This window comes from Cohnella caldifontis (assembly GCF_029360585.1).
Classification (GTDB): Bacteria; Bacillota; Bacilli; order Paenibacillales; family Paenibacillaceae; genus Cohnella; species Cohnella caldifontis.
The window spans coordinates 114,568-129,629 of record NZ_JAQZSJ010000002.1 but is presented as its reverse complement, the minus strand read 5'-3'; the positions used below and the strand labels follow the sequence as shown (position 1 = coordinate 129,629).

At 60.2% G+C, this 15,062-nt stretch carries 16 protein-coding genes and 1 riboswitch; of the genes, 14 read left to right on the top strand and 2 right to left on the bottom strand.

The window, feature by feature from the left end:
* The first annotated feature begins 7 nt into the window (after window positions 1-7).
* The 3 genes from PTZ19_RS03550 to PTZ19_RS03540 all read left to right on the top strand — a co-directional run bounded on the left by PTZ19_RS03550 (window position 8) and on the right by PTZ19_RS03540 (window position 2,983).
* On the top strand, window positions 8-1,324 hold the full coding sequence (locus PTZ19_RS03550) for a deoxyguanosinetriphosphate triphosphohydrolase family protein (RefSeq protein WP_276352400.1): 1,317 nt from the start codon (window positions 8-10) through the stop codon (window positions 1,322-1,324).
* A 79-nt stretch (window positions 1,325-1,403) separates the two neighbouring features.
* Complete coding sequence (locus PTZ19_RS03545) at window positions 1,404-2,288, top strand: ATP-dependent DNA ligase (RefSeq protein WP_276352399.1); 885 nt, start codon at window positions 1,404-1,406, stop codon at window positions 2,286-2,288.
* 71 nt (window positions 2,289-2,359) lie between these two features.
* Window positions 2,360-2,983: a TVP38/TMEM64 family protein gene (locus PTZ19_RS03540; protein ID WP_276352398.1), complete on the top strand. Its 624-nt coding sequence runs from the start codon at window positions 2,360-2,362 to the stop codon at window positions 2,981-2,983.
* A 13-nt stretch (window positions 2,984-2,996) separates the two neighbouring features.
* Here the strand turns inward: PTZ19_RS03540 and PTZ19_RS03535 are convergent, their stop codons facing one another.
* Together PTZ19_RS03535 and PTZ19_RS03530 are read right to left on the bottom strand one after the other, a co-directional pair.
* Window positions 2,997-3,911 carry a DNA-3-methyladenine glycosylase 2 gene (locus tag PTZ19_RS03535; RefSeq protein ID WP_276352397.1) on the bottom strand — a complete coding sequence of 305 codons (915 nt, stop codon included), beginning with the start codon at window positions 3,909-3,911 and terminating at the stop codon, window positions 2,997-2,999.
* Between the two features lie 155 nt (window positions 3,912-4,066).
* Window positions 4,067-4,225 (bottom strand): hypothetical protein, encoded by a 159-nt coding sequence (locus PTZ19_RS03530; protein ID WP_276352396.1) that lies wholly within the window; start codon window positions 4,223-4,225, stop codon window positions 4,067-4,069.
* A gap of 165 nt (window positions 4,226-4,390) precedes the next feature.
* Here PTZ19_RS03530 and PTZ19_RS03525 point away from each other — a divergent pair, with 165 nt between their 5' ends.
* From PTZ19_RS03525 to PTZ19_RS03475, 11 genes are all read left to right on the top strand, one after another.
* Complete coding sequence (locus tag PTZ19_RS03525; protein WP_276352395.1) at window positions 4,391-5,908, top strand: FAD-dependent oxidoreductase; 1,518 nt, start codon at window positions 4,391-4,393, stop codon at window positions 5,906-5,908.
* A 24-nt stretch (window positions 5,909-5,932) separates the two neighbouring features.
* On the top strand, window positions 5,933-6,439 hold the full coding sequence (locus PTZ19_RS03520; protein WP_276352394.1) for a metallophosphoesterase family protein: 507 nt from the start codon (window positions 5,933-5,935) through the stop codon (window positions 6,437-6,439).
* Between the two features lie 97 nt (window positions 6,440-6,536).
* The gene (lepB, locus tag PTZ19_RS03515) at window positions 6,537-7,088 is read left to right on the top strand and encodes a signal peptidase I (RefSeq protein WP_276352393.1); all 552 of its coding nucleotides are present in this window, start codon (window positions 6,537-6,539) and stop codon (window positions 7,086-7,088) included.
* Between the two features lie 74 nt (window positions 7,089-7,162).
* Window positions 7,163-8,095, top strand: a complete 933-nt coding sequence (locus tag PTZ19_RS03510) for a manganese-dependent inorganic pyrophosphatase (protein WP_276352392.1) — start codon at window positions 7,163-7,165, stop codon at window positions 8,093-8,095.
* Between the two features lie 157 nt (window positions 8,096-8,252).
* A riboswitch (cyclic di-GMP riboswitch) is annotated at window positions 8,253-8,337 on the top strand.
* Between the two features lie 197 nt (window positions 8,338-8,534).
* Window positions 8,535-10,079, top strand: a complete 1,545-nt coding sequence (locus tag PTZ19_RS03505) for a family 10 glycosylhydrolase (protein ID WP_276352391.1) — start codon at window positions 8,535-8,537, stop codon at window positions 10,077-10,079.
* 66 nt (window positions 10,080-10,145) lie between these two features.
* Window positions 10,146-11,387: a PAS domain-containing sensor histidine kinase gene (locus tag PTZ19_RS03500; RefSeq protein WP_276352390.1), complete on the top strand. Its 1,242-nt coding sequence runs from the start codon at window positions 10,146-10,148 to the stop codon at window positions 11,385-11,387.
* 120 nt (window positions 11,388-11,507) lie between these two features.
* Window positions 11,508-12,518, top strand: coding sequence for a M42 family metallopeptidase (locus tag PTZ19_RS03495; RefSeq protein WP_276352916.1), 1,011 nt, complete (start codon window positions 11,508-11,510; stop codon window positions 12,516-12,518).
* 2 nt (window positions 12,519-12,520) lie between these two features.
* Complete coding sequence (locus tag PTZ19_RS03490; RefSeq protein WP_276352389.1) at window positions 12,521-13,069, top strand: GNAT family N-acetyltransferase; 549 nt, start codon at window positions 12,521-12,523, stop codon at window positions 13,067-13,069.
* Between the two features lie 5 nt (window positions 13,070-13,074).
* Window positions 13,075-13,347 (top strand): YqkE family protein, encoded by a 273-nt coding sequence (locus tag PTZ19_RS03485; RefSeq protein ID WP_276352388.1) that lies wholly within the window; start codon window positions 13,075-13,077, stop codon window positions 13,345-13,347.
* A gap of 23 nt (window positions 13,348-13,370) precedes the next feature.
* The gene (locus PTZ19_RS03480; protein WP_276352387.1) at window positions 13,371-14,072 is read left to right on the top strand and encodes a metal-dependent hydrolase; all 702 of its coding nucleotides are present in this window, start codon (window positions 13,371-13,373) and stop codon (window positions 14,070-14,072) included.
* Window positions 14,073-14,198: 126 nt separating this feature from the next.
* Window positions 14,199-15,059, top strand: a complete 861-nt coding sequence (locus PTZ19_RS03475) for a DUF2935 domain-containing protein (protein WP_276352386.1) — start codon at window positions 14,199-14,201, stop codon at window positions 15,057-15,059.
* Window positions 15,060-15,062: the final 3 nt, after the last annotated feature.

Sequence of the window (15,062 nt, the reverse complement as noted above, 5' to 3'; positions counted from 1 at the left end):
GATCGGCATGAACGTACGCAAAATGCGGCTGAACGAAGCGCCCGCCGTCCATTCCAGCGAGGACCGGGACGAATACGAGAAAGATTACGCCAGACTGATCCAATCCCCCGCCTTCCGCAGGCTCCAGGGCAAATCGCAGGTGTTCGGCGCCGGCTCCGGGGACTATTACCGCACCCGGCTCACGCACTCGCTGGAAGTGTCCCAGATCGCGCGGGAGGTCGCCCGCCGGCTGGCCAAGAACGAGCCGTTCCTGGCCCGGCGGGAGCACCCGGGCCTCGCCCTGGATCCGGAAGTGGTGGAGATCGCGTCGCTGGCGCACGACATCGGCCATCCGCCGTTCGGGCATAAAGGCGAGGAAGTGCTGAACCGCCATATGCTCCGGGAATTCGGCCAGAAGTTCGAAGGCAACGCGCAAAATTTCCGGATCCTGATGTTCTTGGAGAAACGCGCGGGCAGCGACAGCGGCCTCGATCTGACCGCCGCCGTGCTGCTGGCCGTCAACAAATATCCGTACTGCATCGACGACGAGGGCCGGCTGAAGGGCGTTTACCGTTCCGAATGGGAGGGCATCGCCCATCTCCGGCAGCTGTGGGGGATGCCGGAAGGCATCGCGACGCTCGAAGCCCAGCTCATGGATCTCAGCGACGACATCGCGTATTCGACGCACGACCTCGAAGACGGCATGCGGGCCGGCAAAATCCAAATGAACCGCTCCTTCTTCGAGGACGACCGCGTGATCCGCAGCCTGATGACGGAGATCGAGAACGACTCCACCAACCGCGGCATGGAGTGGGAGGGAGTCGATCTGTACGGGATGATCAAACGGGTTCTGTCCCAATACTTGGAAGAGTGGGAGCGGATTTACGAGGAGAACGGCCGGGAAGCGTCCCGCGCCCGCCGCGAGATCAAAGCGCGCTGGGTCGGCCGGTTCGCCAGCCGCGTCGGACTGCTCGACGATCCGGCGCGCGGTTGGAAGCGCGTGACGTTCATCCGCGACGGCCAGCGGGATCTCGAGCTGCTGCGGACGATGGAAATCCTGAAAAAGCTCGCCTGGGTCACGCTGATCCACGACTTCCGCGTGCAACGCCTGCACAAGCGGAGCGAAGTGATGATCGGCCGGCTGTGGGACAGTTTTAAAGACTACGGGAGCGGACGGTTGATCGTGCCTCCGGATTGGCTCGAAAACTACGAATCGAACCGCGGCAGGTGGCCCTGGGAACGTCTGGCGGCCGATTATTTGTCGGGCATGACGGACGCTTACGCGGAGAAGGTGTACGCCGAATTTTTCGCCAGCCGGTCAGGCTCCATTTACGAAAGAGACTGAAAGCGGGGAGCGTTTGGCTTCGCCAAACACCCGATAAGAGGAGGCGAGTCCCCTGCAGACGCTGCGACCCTTCGTTCCGATGTCTCCCATCCGGGTGGACCGCCTGCCCGAAGGGCCGGAGTGGGCCTACCAGCTCAAATGGGACGGCTATCGGCTGATCGCCCAAATCGAGAACGGGCGCGTCCGGCTCTACTCCAAAAACATGCATCCGATGGAAGGCAAACTGCCGGAAATCGCGGAGGCGTGCGCCCGCTTGCCGGGCTCGATGCTGCTCGACGGCGAGGTCGTGGTCATGGATCCGGCGACGGGCCGTCCCAGCTTCCAGAAGATGCAGCAGCGGGGGCTGGCGCAAGGCAAGGCAGGCGCCGAGACTTTGGCGGCAAGGCTGCCGGCTTCGTACGTCGTTTTCGACCTGCTGCAAGCCGACGGGGAAGACATGCGCGCCCGACCCTTCGAGGAACGGAACCGCCGGCTGCGCGAAGCCGCGGCCGATTGGACTTCGCCGCTGTTCACGACGGACTTGTTCGCGGACGTCTCCCGGATTTGGGAATGGGTCGTGTCGAACGGGTGGGAAGGCGTCGTTTGCAAAAAACTTTCTTCTCCCTACCGGGAGGGGAAAGAGCACCGGGATTGGTTCAAGCGCAAGTCGATGCCCGAGTTCGACGTGGAGATCGTCGGCGTCGTCTGGCGGGAAGGCCGCGTCGCCAGCCTCGTGATGCGGGAGAACGGCGTTTATTTCGGCCGGGTATCCTCCGGGCTGAACGGCATGCGGAAAGAAAAACTCCGCCCACTGGGCGCGGAGGACCCGATGCTCTGCCCTTTTCCGTGGAAGCGGATGCCGCCGGAGTTCCGGGGAACGCGGGTCCGTTGGCTGGCGGAGCCGATCCCGGCACGCGTGACGGGCACCGAAGTGACGGAGGAGGGCGTGCTTCGGCACCCGAAGCTGCTCGCGCTCGGGATATGATTTCAGATTCTTTTCATGATTGTGTAATATGATGAAAGGGATACCGGGTGGAAAGGGGGGACTTGACGGTCATGGGGAGCGGATTTAACGAGTGGATCGAGAACGCGATCGAGCTGACGGGACTGACCGGCGCGACTTTGCTGGCCGTGACGATACCTTTGGCGATCCTGCAAGGTTTCTTCGGATTTTTTCCGTTCTCCACCCTGATATTCGTGCATATTTCGTCCTTGGGGATCGGCGGCGGTTTATTGGCCAGCTGGTTGTCCGGGACCTTGGCGGCCGTCGTCGTTTTTTACGTCTGCAAATTCCTGTTCGCCGAATGGTTCAGGCGCAAATGGGGCCACAAGCTGGAGCGCTACGAAAAATGGCAGGCGTCTTTCGACCGCTACGGTTTTTGGGCGATCATTTTCCTGCGGACGCTTCCGGTCATGCCCAACAACCTGATCTCGTTCATGTCCGCGATCTCGCCGATCCGGACTTCGACGTACATCTGGTCTTCGATCGTCGGCAACCTTTCGCACATCTGGCTGTTCGGAATCATCAGCTCGTCGATTTTGTTTCCGGACATGGACATTCGGATGCTGGTCGGGTCGTACGTCGCGTTCTGCGTCGTGCTGCTGGCGATTTTCGCCGCGACCCGTTTCCGGGCCGCCCGGATGCAAAGCCGCGATAAAGGGAATCCCACCTCGATGTGAGGCCGTCGGCGACTCAATACAAGGTTCTCCAGAGATAAAACACCGCGTAAGCTTCCCATCCGTACCAGGAAGAGGCGAGGCGCCGGATTTCGGGGATCGTCGGCTTGCGTTCCATGTCCAACAAGCGTTGGATGGCCAGATGCAAGCCGACGTCGCCGATCGGAAAGGCGTCCCGGAACCGCAGGCAGCGCATCGATACGTAGTGGGCCGTCCAGGGTCCGATTCCGCGTACCGAAGCGAGCTCGCGTTCGGCCTCCGCGGCGTCGCGGCAAGCGGCCAGCCGCTCCTTCGTCCAATCCCCGCGGGCGATCATGCGGGCGGCGTCGAGGAGCGTTTCCGCTTTGCGCATTGTCATTTTGAGCGAGGCGAGATCGTCGGCGCGCAAATCCGCGATCGTTTCGGCGGAAGGGAAAAGCCGGTACACCGCGCCCGTCCCGTCCGAAACCGCATCGCCGTACGCTTCCACCAGCCGCCTTTTCAGCGTGTAAGCGAACGGAAGGTTGATTTGCTGTCCGAGGATGGCCCACGCGACGGCTTCGAACAGGTCGGGCACCCCGACGAGCCGCAGGCCGGCGAACCGCCGAACGGCGGTTTGCAGCAGCGGGTCGCGGGAAGCCAGTTCCAAGAAGGGAGACAGATCCGTTCGCAGATCGAGCCAATCGCCGACATAGGCGGCGATTTCCTTCCGAGCATCATCCAGCCGGGAGGGGGCGACGCCGCGGACGTTGATCCGCAGCCCCCCGTTCTCAGACGCGCGGATGTTGACGATCGGCTTTGCCCCCGCCGCGGGAATGCAGCGGGTCACGGAATCCGAATCCGTGAGGAAGAGACATTCGTTCGTTGATCGGGCCAAATAGGCAAACGTGTGGTCGAAGGAAAAACCGGGCGGGGCGTTCAAGGTCCATTCGTCGGAAATCCGTTCGGTCATGTGGCATCTCCTTGCGCTTCGGCGCGTTATTAATCTCTTTGTACCACATTTTCCGCGGCGGCCGCATTCGCGATCTTGCCCGTTCACTCGGGAAAAAGGACTGTCCGCCGATGGGGTTCCGGCAAGGACAGTCCCGGGATTCGGCCAGCGGCCGGTCAGCGCGCGTCGTTCGGGTCGGGCACCCGGCCCGGGGAACGTCCCGGCTCGATCATCGCCGGCTGCGCAACGTTACGGGTCTCATGGCGATCCGTGATCGCCGTCTCGTGCGTCGACAAGTCGCGGAGCTCTTTGTTTTCCGGTTGGTTCGGCTTCATGCTTCCAGGTCTCCTTTCGATTGGGGAAATCCCCCTTAGTTTTCCGGCGGATCCAGAAAATGATCCGCACCCGGCCGTGAAGGTGATATAATGCCGATAGCGTTACGAAAACCGTCCTACGGAGCTCATCCAGAGACGACAGAGGGAGACCCCCGCAGAACGAACATGAAAACATCCGCCGTTACGAAGTTTTTGGCCCTGTTATCCTTGACGCTGCTGCTGCCCGTCGGCTGGAGTCCGGCCGCGGAGGCCGAAGCCGCCGCCGCTTATGTAACCGACCATCCCGATATCGTGATGATCGGCTCGGAAATCGAAGGCATGTACTTGGCCCGCGCGGCCGCGGACGAAGGGTTGTCCGTCGTCGTGCTCGATCCGCGCGCCAAGCCGGGCGGACAGCTGCTCGAAGGCGAGATGCTGTTCCTCGACGAGCCGACCGGCGATCAAGGGCAGACGCTGCTCCAAGGCCGCGTGAAGGAACTGTTCGACGGCTATAAAAGCGGGAAAATCCGCAAGCTGGAGGAATTCCGCCAATATTACGATACGTTGGCCCAAGGCATTCCCATCGTCTCCGGAGTCACGCTTACCGGCGTGGACGTCCGGCAACAACCCGACGCTTCCGGCCGATTCGTGGAGTCCGTGTCCTACCGGACGAAAGACGGATCGGAGAAAACGATCTACCCCGGATACGTCGTGGAGAACACGGATTTCGCAGCGCTGACCTCCCGTTTGGGATTGCCCCGGATTCCCGGGATGGAATCCGTCGTCGCGAAGCCGGCCGGTCCGAAGGATTACATGGCATCGACGATGATGATGCGGTTCAAGAACGTCGATTGGGACGCCTTCCAAAAAGGGGTCATGAGCCTCAGTCCCAAGGAGCGCGAGGCGAGATACGGGTCCGAAACGCACGTGAACGGCACGTTTACGTGGGGGTTCGGCAAAGTGGGGGCGAATTATTCCTCCGGCAGCGACGCATGGTTTCTGCGGGGGCTGAATACGGTAAATCAGCGGGGCGGCGAGGTCATGATCAACGCCTTGCTCGTTTACGGCGTCGACCCTACGGACGAGGCCGGCGTCCGAAAAGCGCTGGAAGAGGGCAAACGGCAGACCGTGAAGATTTTGGCGTATTTGCGCAAGGCGCTTCCCGGTTGGTCCAAGGCGGAAATCAACGGCTACCCCGACTATCTCTACATCCGCGACTCCGACCGTTACGAGACGGAATACGTGATGCAAGGCACGGACTTGATGGGCGGCAAATCGTTCTGGGACAACGTCAGCATCGGAGGCTACCCGATCGACATGCAGGGCACGATCAACAGCAAGTGGGGGATCCGGTTAGGAACGCCCGATCGGTACGGAATGCCCCTTCGTTCGTTCTTGGCGAAAGGCTACCGCAACGTGATCGTGGCGGGCAAGAACGTCGGAGCCTCCGCGGTCGCATACGGCAGCGCGCGCATCCAGGCCCAGACCGCGCTGGCCGGGGAGACGATCGGCATCATGCTCGGGCAAATCCGGGTGCGTTATTCGCTCGCCGACATGACGCCGGAACGAATGAAACCTTTGCAAGACTACGCGCAGAAGAAATACGGCATCGTCCTCTCCGGGGGAAAAGGGAAAGACAAGACCGCCGGGCTTTCCGAAGACCAGCGCCGGTTGTTCAATCAGGGCAAGCTCGTCTTGCCCTAATATAAGGCCGAAAGGGGGCGCCGCATGAAAATCGTCGTCGTATCCGACACGCACATGCCCCGGATGGCGAAACGGCTTCCTTCCCGCCTCGTCCGAGAGCTCGGCACCGCCGATCTGATCCTTCACGCGGGCGATTGGACAAGCGAACAGACCTACGAGATGCTGGCCCGTTACGCTCCCGTGGAAGGAGTGGCAGGCAACAACGACGGGGAAGCGCTCGTTTCGAAATTCGGATACCGGAAAATCATCCTTTGCGAGAAGCTGAAGATCGGATTGGTGCACGGACACGGGACGAACGCGAGGAGAACGGCCGAGCGGCAGGCGGCGCTCTCCTTCGGTCCGGATGAGGTGGACGCGATCGTGTTCGGCCACTCGCATGTCCCGGTCCAGAAGAAAGAAAACGGCGTGCTGCTGTTCAACCCCGGTTCGCCGACCGACAAGCGCAGGCAAAAGCTGTACTCGTTCGGCGTGCTGGAGATCGAAGGGGAAGGGCTCAAAGCCCGGCATGTCTACTACGAGAACAAAGAGTAGGAGCAGCAGCGAAGCGGCCGCGCGCAGGCGGCTTTTTCTTTTTCAACGAGGCTCTGCTATAGTAGAAAACAGAATAGACGGGAGGCGAAGTCGGTACATGGCGTTATGGAAAAAAATCTGGAGTTGGGTGACCACCCTGGGAGCGGCGGTGATCGTCTCCTCCTTGATCGGCATTTTCGTGATTCAGCCTTACCGCGTCGAAGGACATTCCATGGACCCGACGCTGCATGACCGGGAACGGGTGTACGTCGCCAAATGGCCTCATACGTTCAGCGAATATCCGGATTACGGGGACATCGTCATCATCGACAGCCGCGTGGACCGCAGCCGTTCCCTCGGGGACGACGTGCTGGAAAATCCATTGCTGCAGTTGATCCGCCCGCTGAACGACCGCGTGTTCTTTATCAAGCGGGTCATCGGGAAGCCCGGCGACGTCCTGACGTTCAAGGATCATAAAGTGTACCGGAACGGGCAGCCGCTCGACGAACCGTATATCAAAGAAACGATGGAGTACGAATCGGACGAAACGTGGACCGTGCCGGACGGGCATGTGTTCGTCATGGGGGATAACCGCAACAACAGCGAGGACAGCCGGATGATCGGATATATTCCGCTCGACCACGTGCTCGGGAAAATGATTTACCCTTGACGCGCGGTCTCTTGATTGAGGGAGCCCAAGTTTAGTATACTTGTGTCGCCAAATTACACGCGAGGAGCCTGAACATGGAACGTACTTTGATTTTCGGACACAAAAACCCGGACACGGACACGATCTGTTCCGCGATCGCCTATGCCGAGCTGAAGAAAGCGTTGGGCTGGAACGTCGAAGCGGTGCGCTTGGGCGCCGTCAACGGGGAAACGCAGTTCGCGTTGGACAAGTTCGGCGTGCAAGCCCCCCGCCAAGTGGAGACGGTCGCGAACGAAGCGAAGAACGTCATTCTCGTCGACCACAACGAACGGCAGCAAAGCGCCTCCGACATCGATCAAGCGAAAGTGATCGAGGTCATCGACCACCACCGCATCGCGAATTTCGAGACCGCCGGACCGCTCTATTACCGCGCCGAGCCGGTCGGCTGCACCGCGACGATCCTGAAGAAGCTGTACAAGGAGAACGGCGTGGCGATCCGCAAGGAAATCGCGGGTCTGATGCTGTCCGCCATCATTTCCGATTCCTTGCTGTTCAAATCCCCGACCTGCACAGACGAAGACGTCGCCGCCGCGCGCGAACTGGCGGAGATCGCCGGGGTTAACGCGGAGGAGTACGGCCTGAGCATGCTGAAGGCAGGCGCGGATTTGAGCGACAAGTCCATCGCTCAGCTCATTTCCCTCGACGCCAAGGAATTCCAAATGGGCGGCTCCAAGGTGGAAATCGCGCAAGTCAACGCGGTGGACGTGAACGACGTGCTGAACCGCCAAGCCGAGCTGGAGGATGCGCTGAACGGCATTATCGCCTCCAAAGGGCTGGATCTGTTCCTCTTCGTCGTGACCGACATCCTGAACAACGATTCGATCGGCGTGGCGCTGGGCGCCAAGAAGGACGCCGTGGAGAAAGCTTACGGCGTGAAGCTCGAGAACAACCGGGCGGTGCTGAAAGGCGTCGTCTCCCGCAAATCGCAAATCGTGCCGGTCCTGACCGACACGTTCAACCAAATGTAAAACGAAGCGCGGATTCCGCGCCGGCGATGACCGCTCCGTCAGGGGCGGTTCGTTTTATTTCGCGGGCCGTCTTCTTGGGAATAAAAGGATTGAAAGATTTCGAGCAGTTGCGTATGATGAGAATACTCTGAGATTGTCATCGAATGGTCAGCGACACTGCTGATAAAGGCAAACCCGCCGAAAGACGGGGACGCAAAGCCGCGGGTCTAAGGCAGCGATGCTAAGACGGCCGGGCCGCCAAAGGGTGTCTTTTTCATGCGCGTTTACTCGGTCCTCCTCGTATTTGACGCTCTCCCGCTGCGGCTAACCTACCTTCCCTGCGTTGCCCGATACATTTTGCGTAAAATGAATGAATTCTCATGGAATCGCATGCAACGTTTCGTTTGCGCCGGAGTCTTACCTTTTGCAATCTTTTTACTTTCTGGGAGGATTTGAGGGTATGCGCTTACGGAAATGGATGGGATTCATGCTGGCGATCGCGGCAGGCGGCATGCTGCTGACGCAAACCGGCCATGCGCAGACGAACAAAGAAATTCGGATCTACTTGGACGGGCAGCGGATCGACAGCGACGTTCCGCCTTATATCAAGCCCAAAGTCGGCTTCACGATGGTACCGGTCCGCGTCGTCAGTCAAGGTATGGGCGCGACGGTAGCTTGGACGCAGAAATCGCAAACCGTGACGGTAAACCGGAACGGCGTCTCGATCGTGATGAAGGTCGGACAGAACACGGCGACGGCCGGCGGCAAAACCGTGGCGCTCGACGCGCCTCCCGAATTGAATCGCGGCAGGGTCATGGTCCCTTTGCGTTTCATCGGGGAAAGCCTCGGTTTGCAGGTGGAGTGGAACGCGGCCAATCGCTGGATTCAATTGAATTCCAAGTCCGGTCATGAAATCAAGGGAGCGTGGGTCTCGACCGTTTACAATTTGGATTGGCCATCCGCGGCTTCTTACGGACAGCCCGAAAAACAAAAGCAGGAGTATGCCGCGATGCTGGACGATCTGCAGTCGATGGGAATCAACGCCGTTTACGTGCAGGTCCGTTCCGCGGCCGACGCGTTATATCCGTCCAAGCTCGCGCCGTGGTCCAAAGTGTTGACGGGCACGCCGGGCAAGGATCCCGGTTACGATCCGCTGGCGTTCATGATCGAGGAAACCCACCGGCGGGGCATGCAGTTCCACGCGTGGTTCAATCCGTTTCGGGCTTATACGAGCGCGGCTTCGAAGAAGGAACTGCCTGCCGGGCATGCGGCCGTGGAGCATCCGGAATGGATCGTGGAAGCCGGGGGCATCGGATACCTCAACCCCGGCATCCCGGAAGCGCGGCAGCACATCATCGACGCGATCGTGGAAGTCGCGAAGCGTTATCCCGTCGATGGCATCCACCTGGACGACTATTTCTATCCTTCGGACGGGAATTTCGACGACGAGGCGGCATTTCAAGCCTACAACGACCGGCATTTCGCGAATAAAGGGGATTGGCGGCGCGCCAACATCAACGATTTCGTTCGGAAGCTGGGCGTTGCGGTGCATGCCGCCAATCCTCGGCTGGCATACGGGATCAGCCCGTTCGGGGTTTGGCGCAACCAGGCGGACGATCCGGCCGGATCGGCGACCCGCGCGAGCGTAACCGCATATGACGACATGTATGCCGACGTCCGGACGTGGATTCGCGGCAAGTGGATCGATTACGTGATGCCCCAGCTGTATTGGAGCATGGACTACCCGGCGGCGGAATACGATAAGCTGGCGGATTGGTGGGCCGATCAGGTGGACGGAACCGGAGTCAAGCTCTATATCGGCCACGCCCCGTATAAGCTGGGGACGAAAGAGACCGGTTGGCAGTCGGCGGAAGAAATCGTGAACCAGTTGATCTATAACGAATCCCGCCCTCAGGTGAGGGGAGACGTCTTTTTCAGCGCCAAGGATTTGCGGCGGAATCCGCTGCAGGTCGCGGACGCGCTGCGCGCTTATTATCAACGCTGATGCCAAGGGTCGGCCGGGAGGATGGATGGAACGACCGCCGGGGCATCGATCGGAGGGCGTTTGCGGATGACGGCACCGTACGCACGAATGTTGGAGTTGGTTTTGATTTTGCTGTCGGCATTATCCGTCGTTCTCATGATCCGGGCCTCCCGCGAGCGCAGACGGGCCGTCCGGCTGGCGGAAGACCATCGCAAGCGGTATATTTCCTTGTTCGAGAACAGCCCGGACATGGTCATCTGCTACGATCCCGAGCAAGACCGCGTGGTCAGCGCCAACCCGGCCGTCTATCGGCTGACCGGTTACGCTCCCGGAGAATTGGATGCCTCCACCTTTCGCGAGCTGTACCGCAGCGAGCTGGACATGACCGCCGTCCGGAGCCAATACCGGAAATCCGCGACCGATGAAATCTCCCGGCGGCTGGAAGCCGAAATCGTAGACAAGGCGGGCAATCCGCTGCTCATCAGCCTTACGTTTTTCCACCTGGATCTGGATGGCAAGCGGTACATCTATTCGATCGGCCGGGATATTACCGCCCAGCGCCAAGCGGAACGCGAACAGATCCGCGCGAAAGAAGCCGCCGAGCGCGTGAGCCGGATGAAAAGCGATTTCCTGGCCATGCTGAGCCACGAGATCCGGACGCCGCTGAACGGAATGATCGGGATCAACCAAATCCTGATGGAATCGGAACTGACCCCCAAGCAGCGGGAGATGCTGGAAGTCCAGGAGAGAAGCGGAGCGTCGCTGCTCCGGGTCATCAACGACATACTCGACTACTCGAAAATGGAAGCGGGCGCCCTGCAGCTGGCCGAGGAAAAGTTCCATTTGGCCTCCTGCGTGCAAGAGGCTTCCGGATTGTTCGCCATCGCGGCCAGAGAGAAAGGAATCGACTTGGTTTGCCGCACGGACGCAGGCGTACCCGAATTCGTATTCGGCGACCCGAGCCGGTTGCGCCAAGTCCTGGTGAACCTGATCGGCAACGCGGTGAAATTCACGGATTCCGGCTGCGTCGAAGTCGAGCTGAAGGTTTCGGAACATGCTTCCGATTCCCGCACCGCCGCGGTCGAATGCACGGTGTCCGATACCGGCATCGGGATCGACCCTTCCCAGTTCCATCTGCTGTTCGTCCCCTTCTCCCAGCTTTCAACGCGTGCCAAGAACGAGGGGACCGGTCTGGGACTCGCCATCTGCAAAAACCTGGTGGAATCGATGGGCGGACGGATCTGGGCGGAAACCGGGCGGGAGAAAGGCGCGCGGTTCGGCATCCGGATCCCGTTCCGGATCGCCGGGTCGGAGGAAAAGGCCGTGTGAACTTCCGGATTCGAAATGGTACAATGGGGAAAACGGATCGCGCGGAAAACCGCTCCATTCGCAAAGGAGAGTCTTGTTTTGTCCGAACCGCTTCGACCCCAACTCGACCGAAATTACATAATGGCGTTCCTTCAAAAGCTGCTGACGACGCCAAGCCCCAGCGGATATTGCCAGGACATCATGAAGCTGGTCGCGGAGGAAACCGCCAAGCTGGGCTATCCGATGGAAATCACTCCCAAGGGGAACGGGATCGTAACGCTCCCGGGGTCCCGGGAAGGAGAGGGTACCGTCGGCCTGACCGCCCACGTGGATACGCTGGGGGCCATGGTCCGGTCGATCAAGCCGGACGGCAAGCTCCGGTTCACGCCGATCGGGGGATACGCCATGCAAACCGTGGAAGGCGAGTACTGCCTCATCCACACCCGCGACGGCCGGAAATACGAAGGCACCGTGTTGTCCACCAAGCCGTCCGTGCATGTATACTCCGACGCCCGCGATTGGAAGCGGGAGGAAGCGAACATGGAAATCCGCATCGACGAGACGGTCGGCACGAAGGAAGATGCGCTGGCGCTCGGCATCGGCGTCGGGGATTTCATCTCCTGGGATCCGCGCACCCGGCTGCTTGACAACGGGTGGATCAAATCGCGGCACCTGGACGACAAAGCGAGCGTCGCGGCGCTGTTCGGCGCGATGGAATGGCTGAAACGGGAGGGGAAACGGCCGGCGCGCCCGGTGAAAATGATTTTCTCCACCTACGAAGAAGTCGGGCATGGCAGCTCGTTCATTCCCGGGGACATTATGGAGATGATCGCCGTCGACATGGGGGCAATCGGGGACGATCTGTCGGCGACGGAACGGGACGTCTCGATTTGCGCCAAAGATTCTACCGGTCCGTACGATTACGCGATGACGACCAAGCTGATCGAACTGGCCCGGCGGGAAGGGCTTCCCCATGCCGTCGATATTTACCCGCATTACGGATCGGACGCTTCGGCCGCCTTGCGCGGCGGGAGCAACATCCGGGCGGCGTTGGTCGGACCGGGCGTCCACGCCTCCCACGGCATGGAACGGACGCATGCGGACGCCGTCGTGAACACGGCCGCTTTGCTGCTGGCTTATATCATGGAGTGAACATGGCATTCCGAACTTTCGACGATATTAATAGGCCCGAGTGGAAGGCGGCCTTGAAGATTTACCATCAAGCGTTTCCGGCTCCGGGCCGCAAGCCGGACCGCATTCTCGAAGGGATGTTCGCCAAACGGCTGAGCTTCCTGCACACGGAGTCCGAAGACGGCGAGGTACTCGCGATGGCCGTAACCGGTCGGGTGCCGAAGGCGGAACTGCTGCTTATCGATTATTTGGCCGTACGGGAAGACGTTCGCGGCAGAGGATACGGCCGCCGGTTCGTCCGGGACATCGAAACCTGGGCGAGGGACCGGATGAAGCTGGCCGGCTTGCTGATCGAAGCGGAAGCCGATCCGGGAGAAGCGAACGCCGAGCGGATCCGGTTCTGGGAACGGTGCGGTTTCGTCTTGACCGACTACGTTCACGAATATATTTGGGTGCCGGAGACGTACCGCGCGATGTATCGGATGTTCGAACCGGGATTCCGGGCGCAAGACGGCGGACGGGCTTTGTTCCGGCATATCGAGGAATTCCACAAGAAAGCATTCGCGAGGTGATCGAATTGTCCGGTAATCGGAAGCGGGCGGCCGGAGCCAGACCGCCGCAGCAGGCGGCGCCGGATGGGAAGCCACCCACGCTGAAAGACCTGCTCGATCCCGATACGGCGGCGAAGCTGAAGGCGCGCGCGGAAGCGCTCAAGGCGGAGGAGGCCCGAAGCCGGGAGGAGAAGCGCAAACAGGAAGAGGCCGCGCGGAAAGCCGAGCAGAAACGCCTGGAGAACGATTTCGAGTATTTGCTGAAGAACAGCAAGCAAGATTGGCGCCAATTCAAATAATCGATAGAGGAGGCCGATTTTCGATGGAAATCACGTATCATGGACATTCGTGCGTGCAGCTTCGCACGGGAGACCGATCGCTGGTGATCGACCCTTTCCTGCGGGGCAATCCGATCGCGGTGACGAAGCCGGAGGACGTCCGGGCCGAATACGTTTTGCTGACGCACGCGCATACGGATCATATCCTCGACGCCGAACCGATCGCCAAAGCGAACGACGCGACGGTGGTCGCGATCCTGGAGCTCGCGCAATACATGGGCTTTAAGCAGCTGAAGAACATCGAGATGAACATGGGCGGAACGGTGGACCTCGGCTTCGCGAAAGCGAAGATGGTCCAGGCGTTCCACAGCTCCGGCATCACGCTGGAAGAAGGGAAAATCATCTATGCCGGGATGCCGGCGGGGTTCATCATCCGGATCGAAGGGCTGACGGTGCTTCATGCCGGGGATACCGCGTTGTTCTCGGACATGAAGATGATCGGAGACCGCCACGACATCGACATCGCGTTCCTGCCGATCGGCGACCATTATACGATGGGCCCCGAAGATGCGCTGCAGGCGGCGGAATGGTTCGGGGCCAAGCTGGTCATCCCGGTCCATTACAACTCGTTCCCGCTGATCCGCCAAGACGCCCAATCGTTCATCGAGCGGCTGGAGGCCCAGGGGCAGAAGGGCAAGCTGATGGTGCCCGGGGACCGGTTCGAGGTTACGGCGGAAAGTCTTTAATGCCATAAACGAAATCGAAAGCCGCCGGGAGCGATCGTTGCCCCGGCGGCTTCGTTTATATTGGCAAAATGGCGGCTTCGGCGGCATAGGCTAAACGGATAACCACCGAAAGCGGAGGGATCCGTCATGACCGTTTCTTCCATTCCGCCTTACGAGGAGCATCGCTTCTGGCTTGAAATTTTACAGGATCACGCGTATTTCGTGAGAGACTTCCTCTCGCCGACCGAAGAACAGGCCGTTCGTTCCGCCCAGCGTTACATTGAAGCATTCCGGTCGCTGCTCGCGGAATCGGAAAGGCTGGACCGTCCGGGCGCGTGGGAAAGCGCATCGTATTCGGCATTCGCGGCGAAGGTTGCTCCCGTTGCCGAAGGGTATTACCGCTTCGAGGGAGGACTTCAGCGGCTGCGGCTGGAGAACCGGATCAATCTGAATCTTACTCCGACGTATTTGAACGGGACGCTGAACGAGAATCAGGAATACAACCGCATCCTGTTTTACGCCGCGCGCGGCCAGGCTTACCCTCCGCTGCCGTTGGTCGAACTGATGGATCTGTGGCTCGAGGATCAGCTGGGGCACGCGCTGCTTCTCGCCAATATCCTCGATCCCGGGGAAACGGATCTGCTTGCGCAGACGGCGGCGTCCGCGGCTGCATTCCGAGGATTATTCACGCAAAACGAACTCATCCGCGGCTATCTCCGCTTCTCACCCGCGAACCTGCCCGTGCAAATCCGGCTGGCCCGCGAAGCGCTGGAATCCGTCCAAGCGTTCAACTCCTTGGTCCTCACGGTGATTCGCATGTACCGGGGGACAGAGTTGGTCAGCCGCACCACGCTGCGGTTTTTGGAGCACCATTTGCCGGAGACGTGTTATTTCATGCGCAAATTGACCGAATTCATCCCCGATGCCGCTCCGCTGGTCAACTGCCCGCTGACCAAGCCCGACTTCACGCAGAACGTTCAGCTTCCTACGAATCCTCCCGTCGTGTGAAGG

Coding starts and splice junctions, on each gene's coding strand:
- PTZ19_RS03550 (WP_276352400.1), top strand. CDS start 8: ATGAACGTACGCAAAATGCGGCTGAACGAAGCGCCCGCCGTCCATTCC.
- PTZ19_RS03530 (WP_276352396.1), bottom strand. CDS start 4,225: ATGAAGCCGAACCAACCGGAAAACAAAGAGCTCCGCGACTTGTCGACG.
- PTZ19_RS03525 (WP_276352395.1), top strand. CDS start 4,391: ATGAAAACATCCGCCGTTACGAAGTTTTTGGCCCTGTTATCCTTGACG.
- PTZ19_RS03505 (WP_276352391.1), top strand. CDS start 8,535: ATGCGCTTACGGAAATGGATGGGATTCATGCTGGCGATCGCGGCAGGC.
- PTZ19_RS03480 (WP_276352387.1), top strand. CDS start 13,371: ATGGAAATCACGTATCATGGACATTCGTGCGTGCAGCTTCGCACGGGA.
- PTZ19_RS03545 (WP_276352399.1), top strand. CDS start 1,404: ATGTCTCCCATCCGGGTGGACCGCCTGCCCGAAGGGCCGGAGTGGGCC.
- PTZ19_RS03475 (WP_276352386.1), top strand. CDS start 14,199: ATGACCGTTTCTTCCATTCCGCCTTACGAGGAGCATCGCTTCTGGCTT.
- PTZ19_RS03535 (WP_276352397.1), bottom strand. CDS start 3,911: ATGACCGAACGGATTTCCGACGAATGGACCTTGAACGCCCCGCCCGGT.
- PTZ19_RS03490 (WP_276352389.1), top strand. CDS start 12,521: ATGGCATTCCGAACTTTCGACGATATTAATAGGCCCGAGTGGAAGGCG.
- PTZ19_RS03510 (WP_276352392.1), top strand. CDS start 7,163: ATGGAACGTACTTTGATTTTCGGACACAAAAACCCGGACACGGACACG.
- PTZ19_RS03500 (WP_276352390.1), top strand. CDS start 10,146: ATGACGGCACCGTACGCACGAATGTTGGAGTTGGTTTTGATTTTGCTG.
- PTZ19_RS03540 (WP_276352398.1), top strand. CDS start 2,360: ATGGGGAGCGGATTTAACGAGTGGATCGAGAACGCGATCGAGCTGACG.
- lepB (WP_276352393.1), top strand. CDS start 6,537: ATGGCGTTATGGAAAAAAATCTGGAGTTGGGTGACCACCCTGGGAGCG.
- PTZ19_RS03495 (WP_276352916.1), top strand. CDS start 11,508: ATGGCGTTCCTTCAAAAGCTGCTGACGACGCCAAGCCCCAGCGGATAT.
- PTZ19_RS03520 (WP_276352394.1), top strand. CDS start 5,933: ATGAAAATCGTCGTCGTATCCGACACGCACATGCCCCGGATGGCGAAA.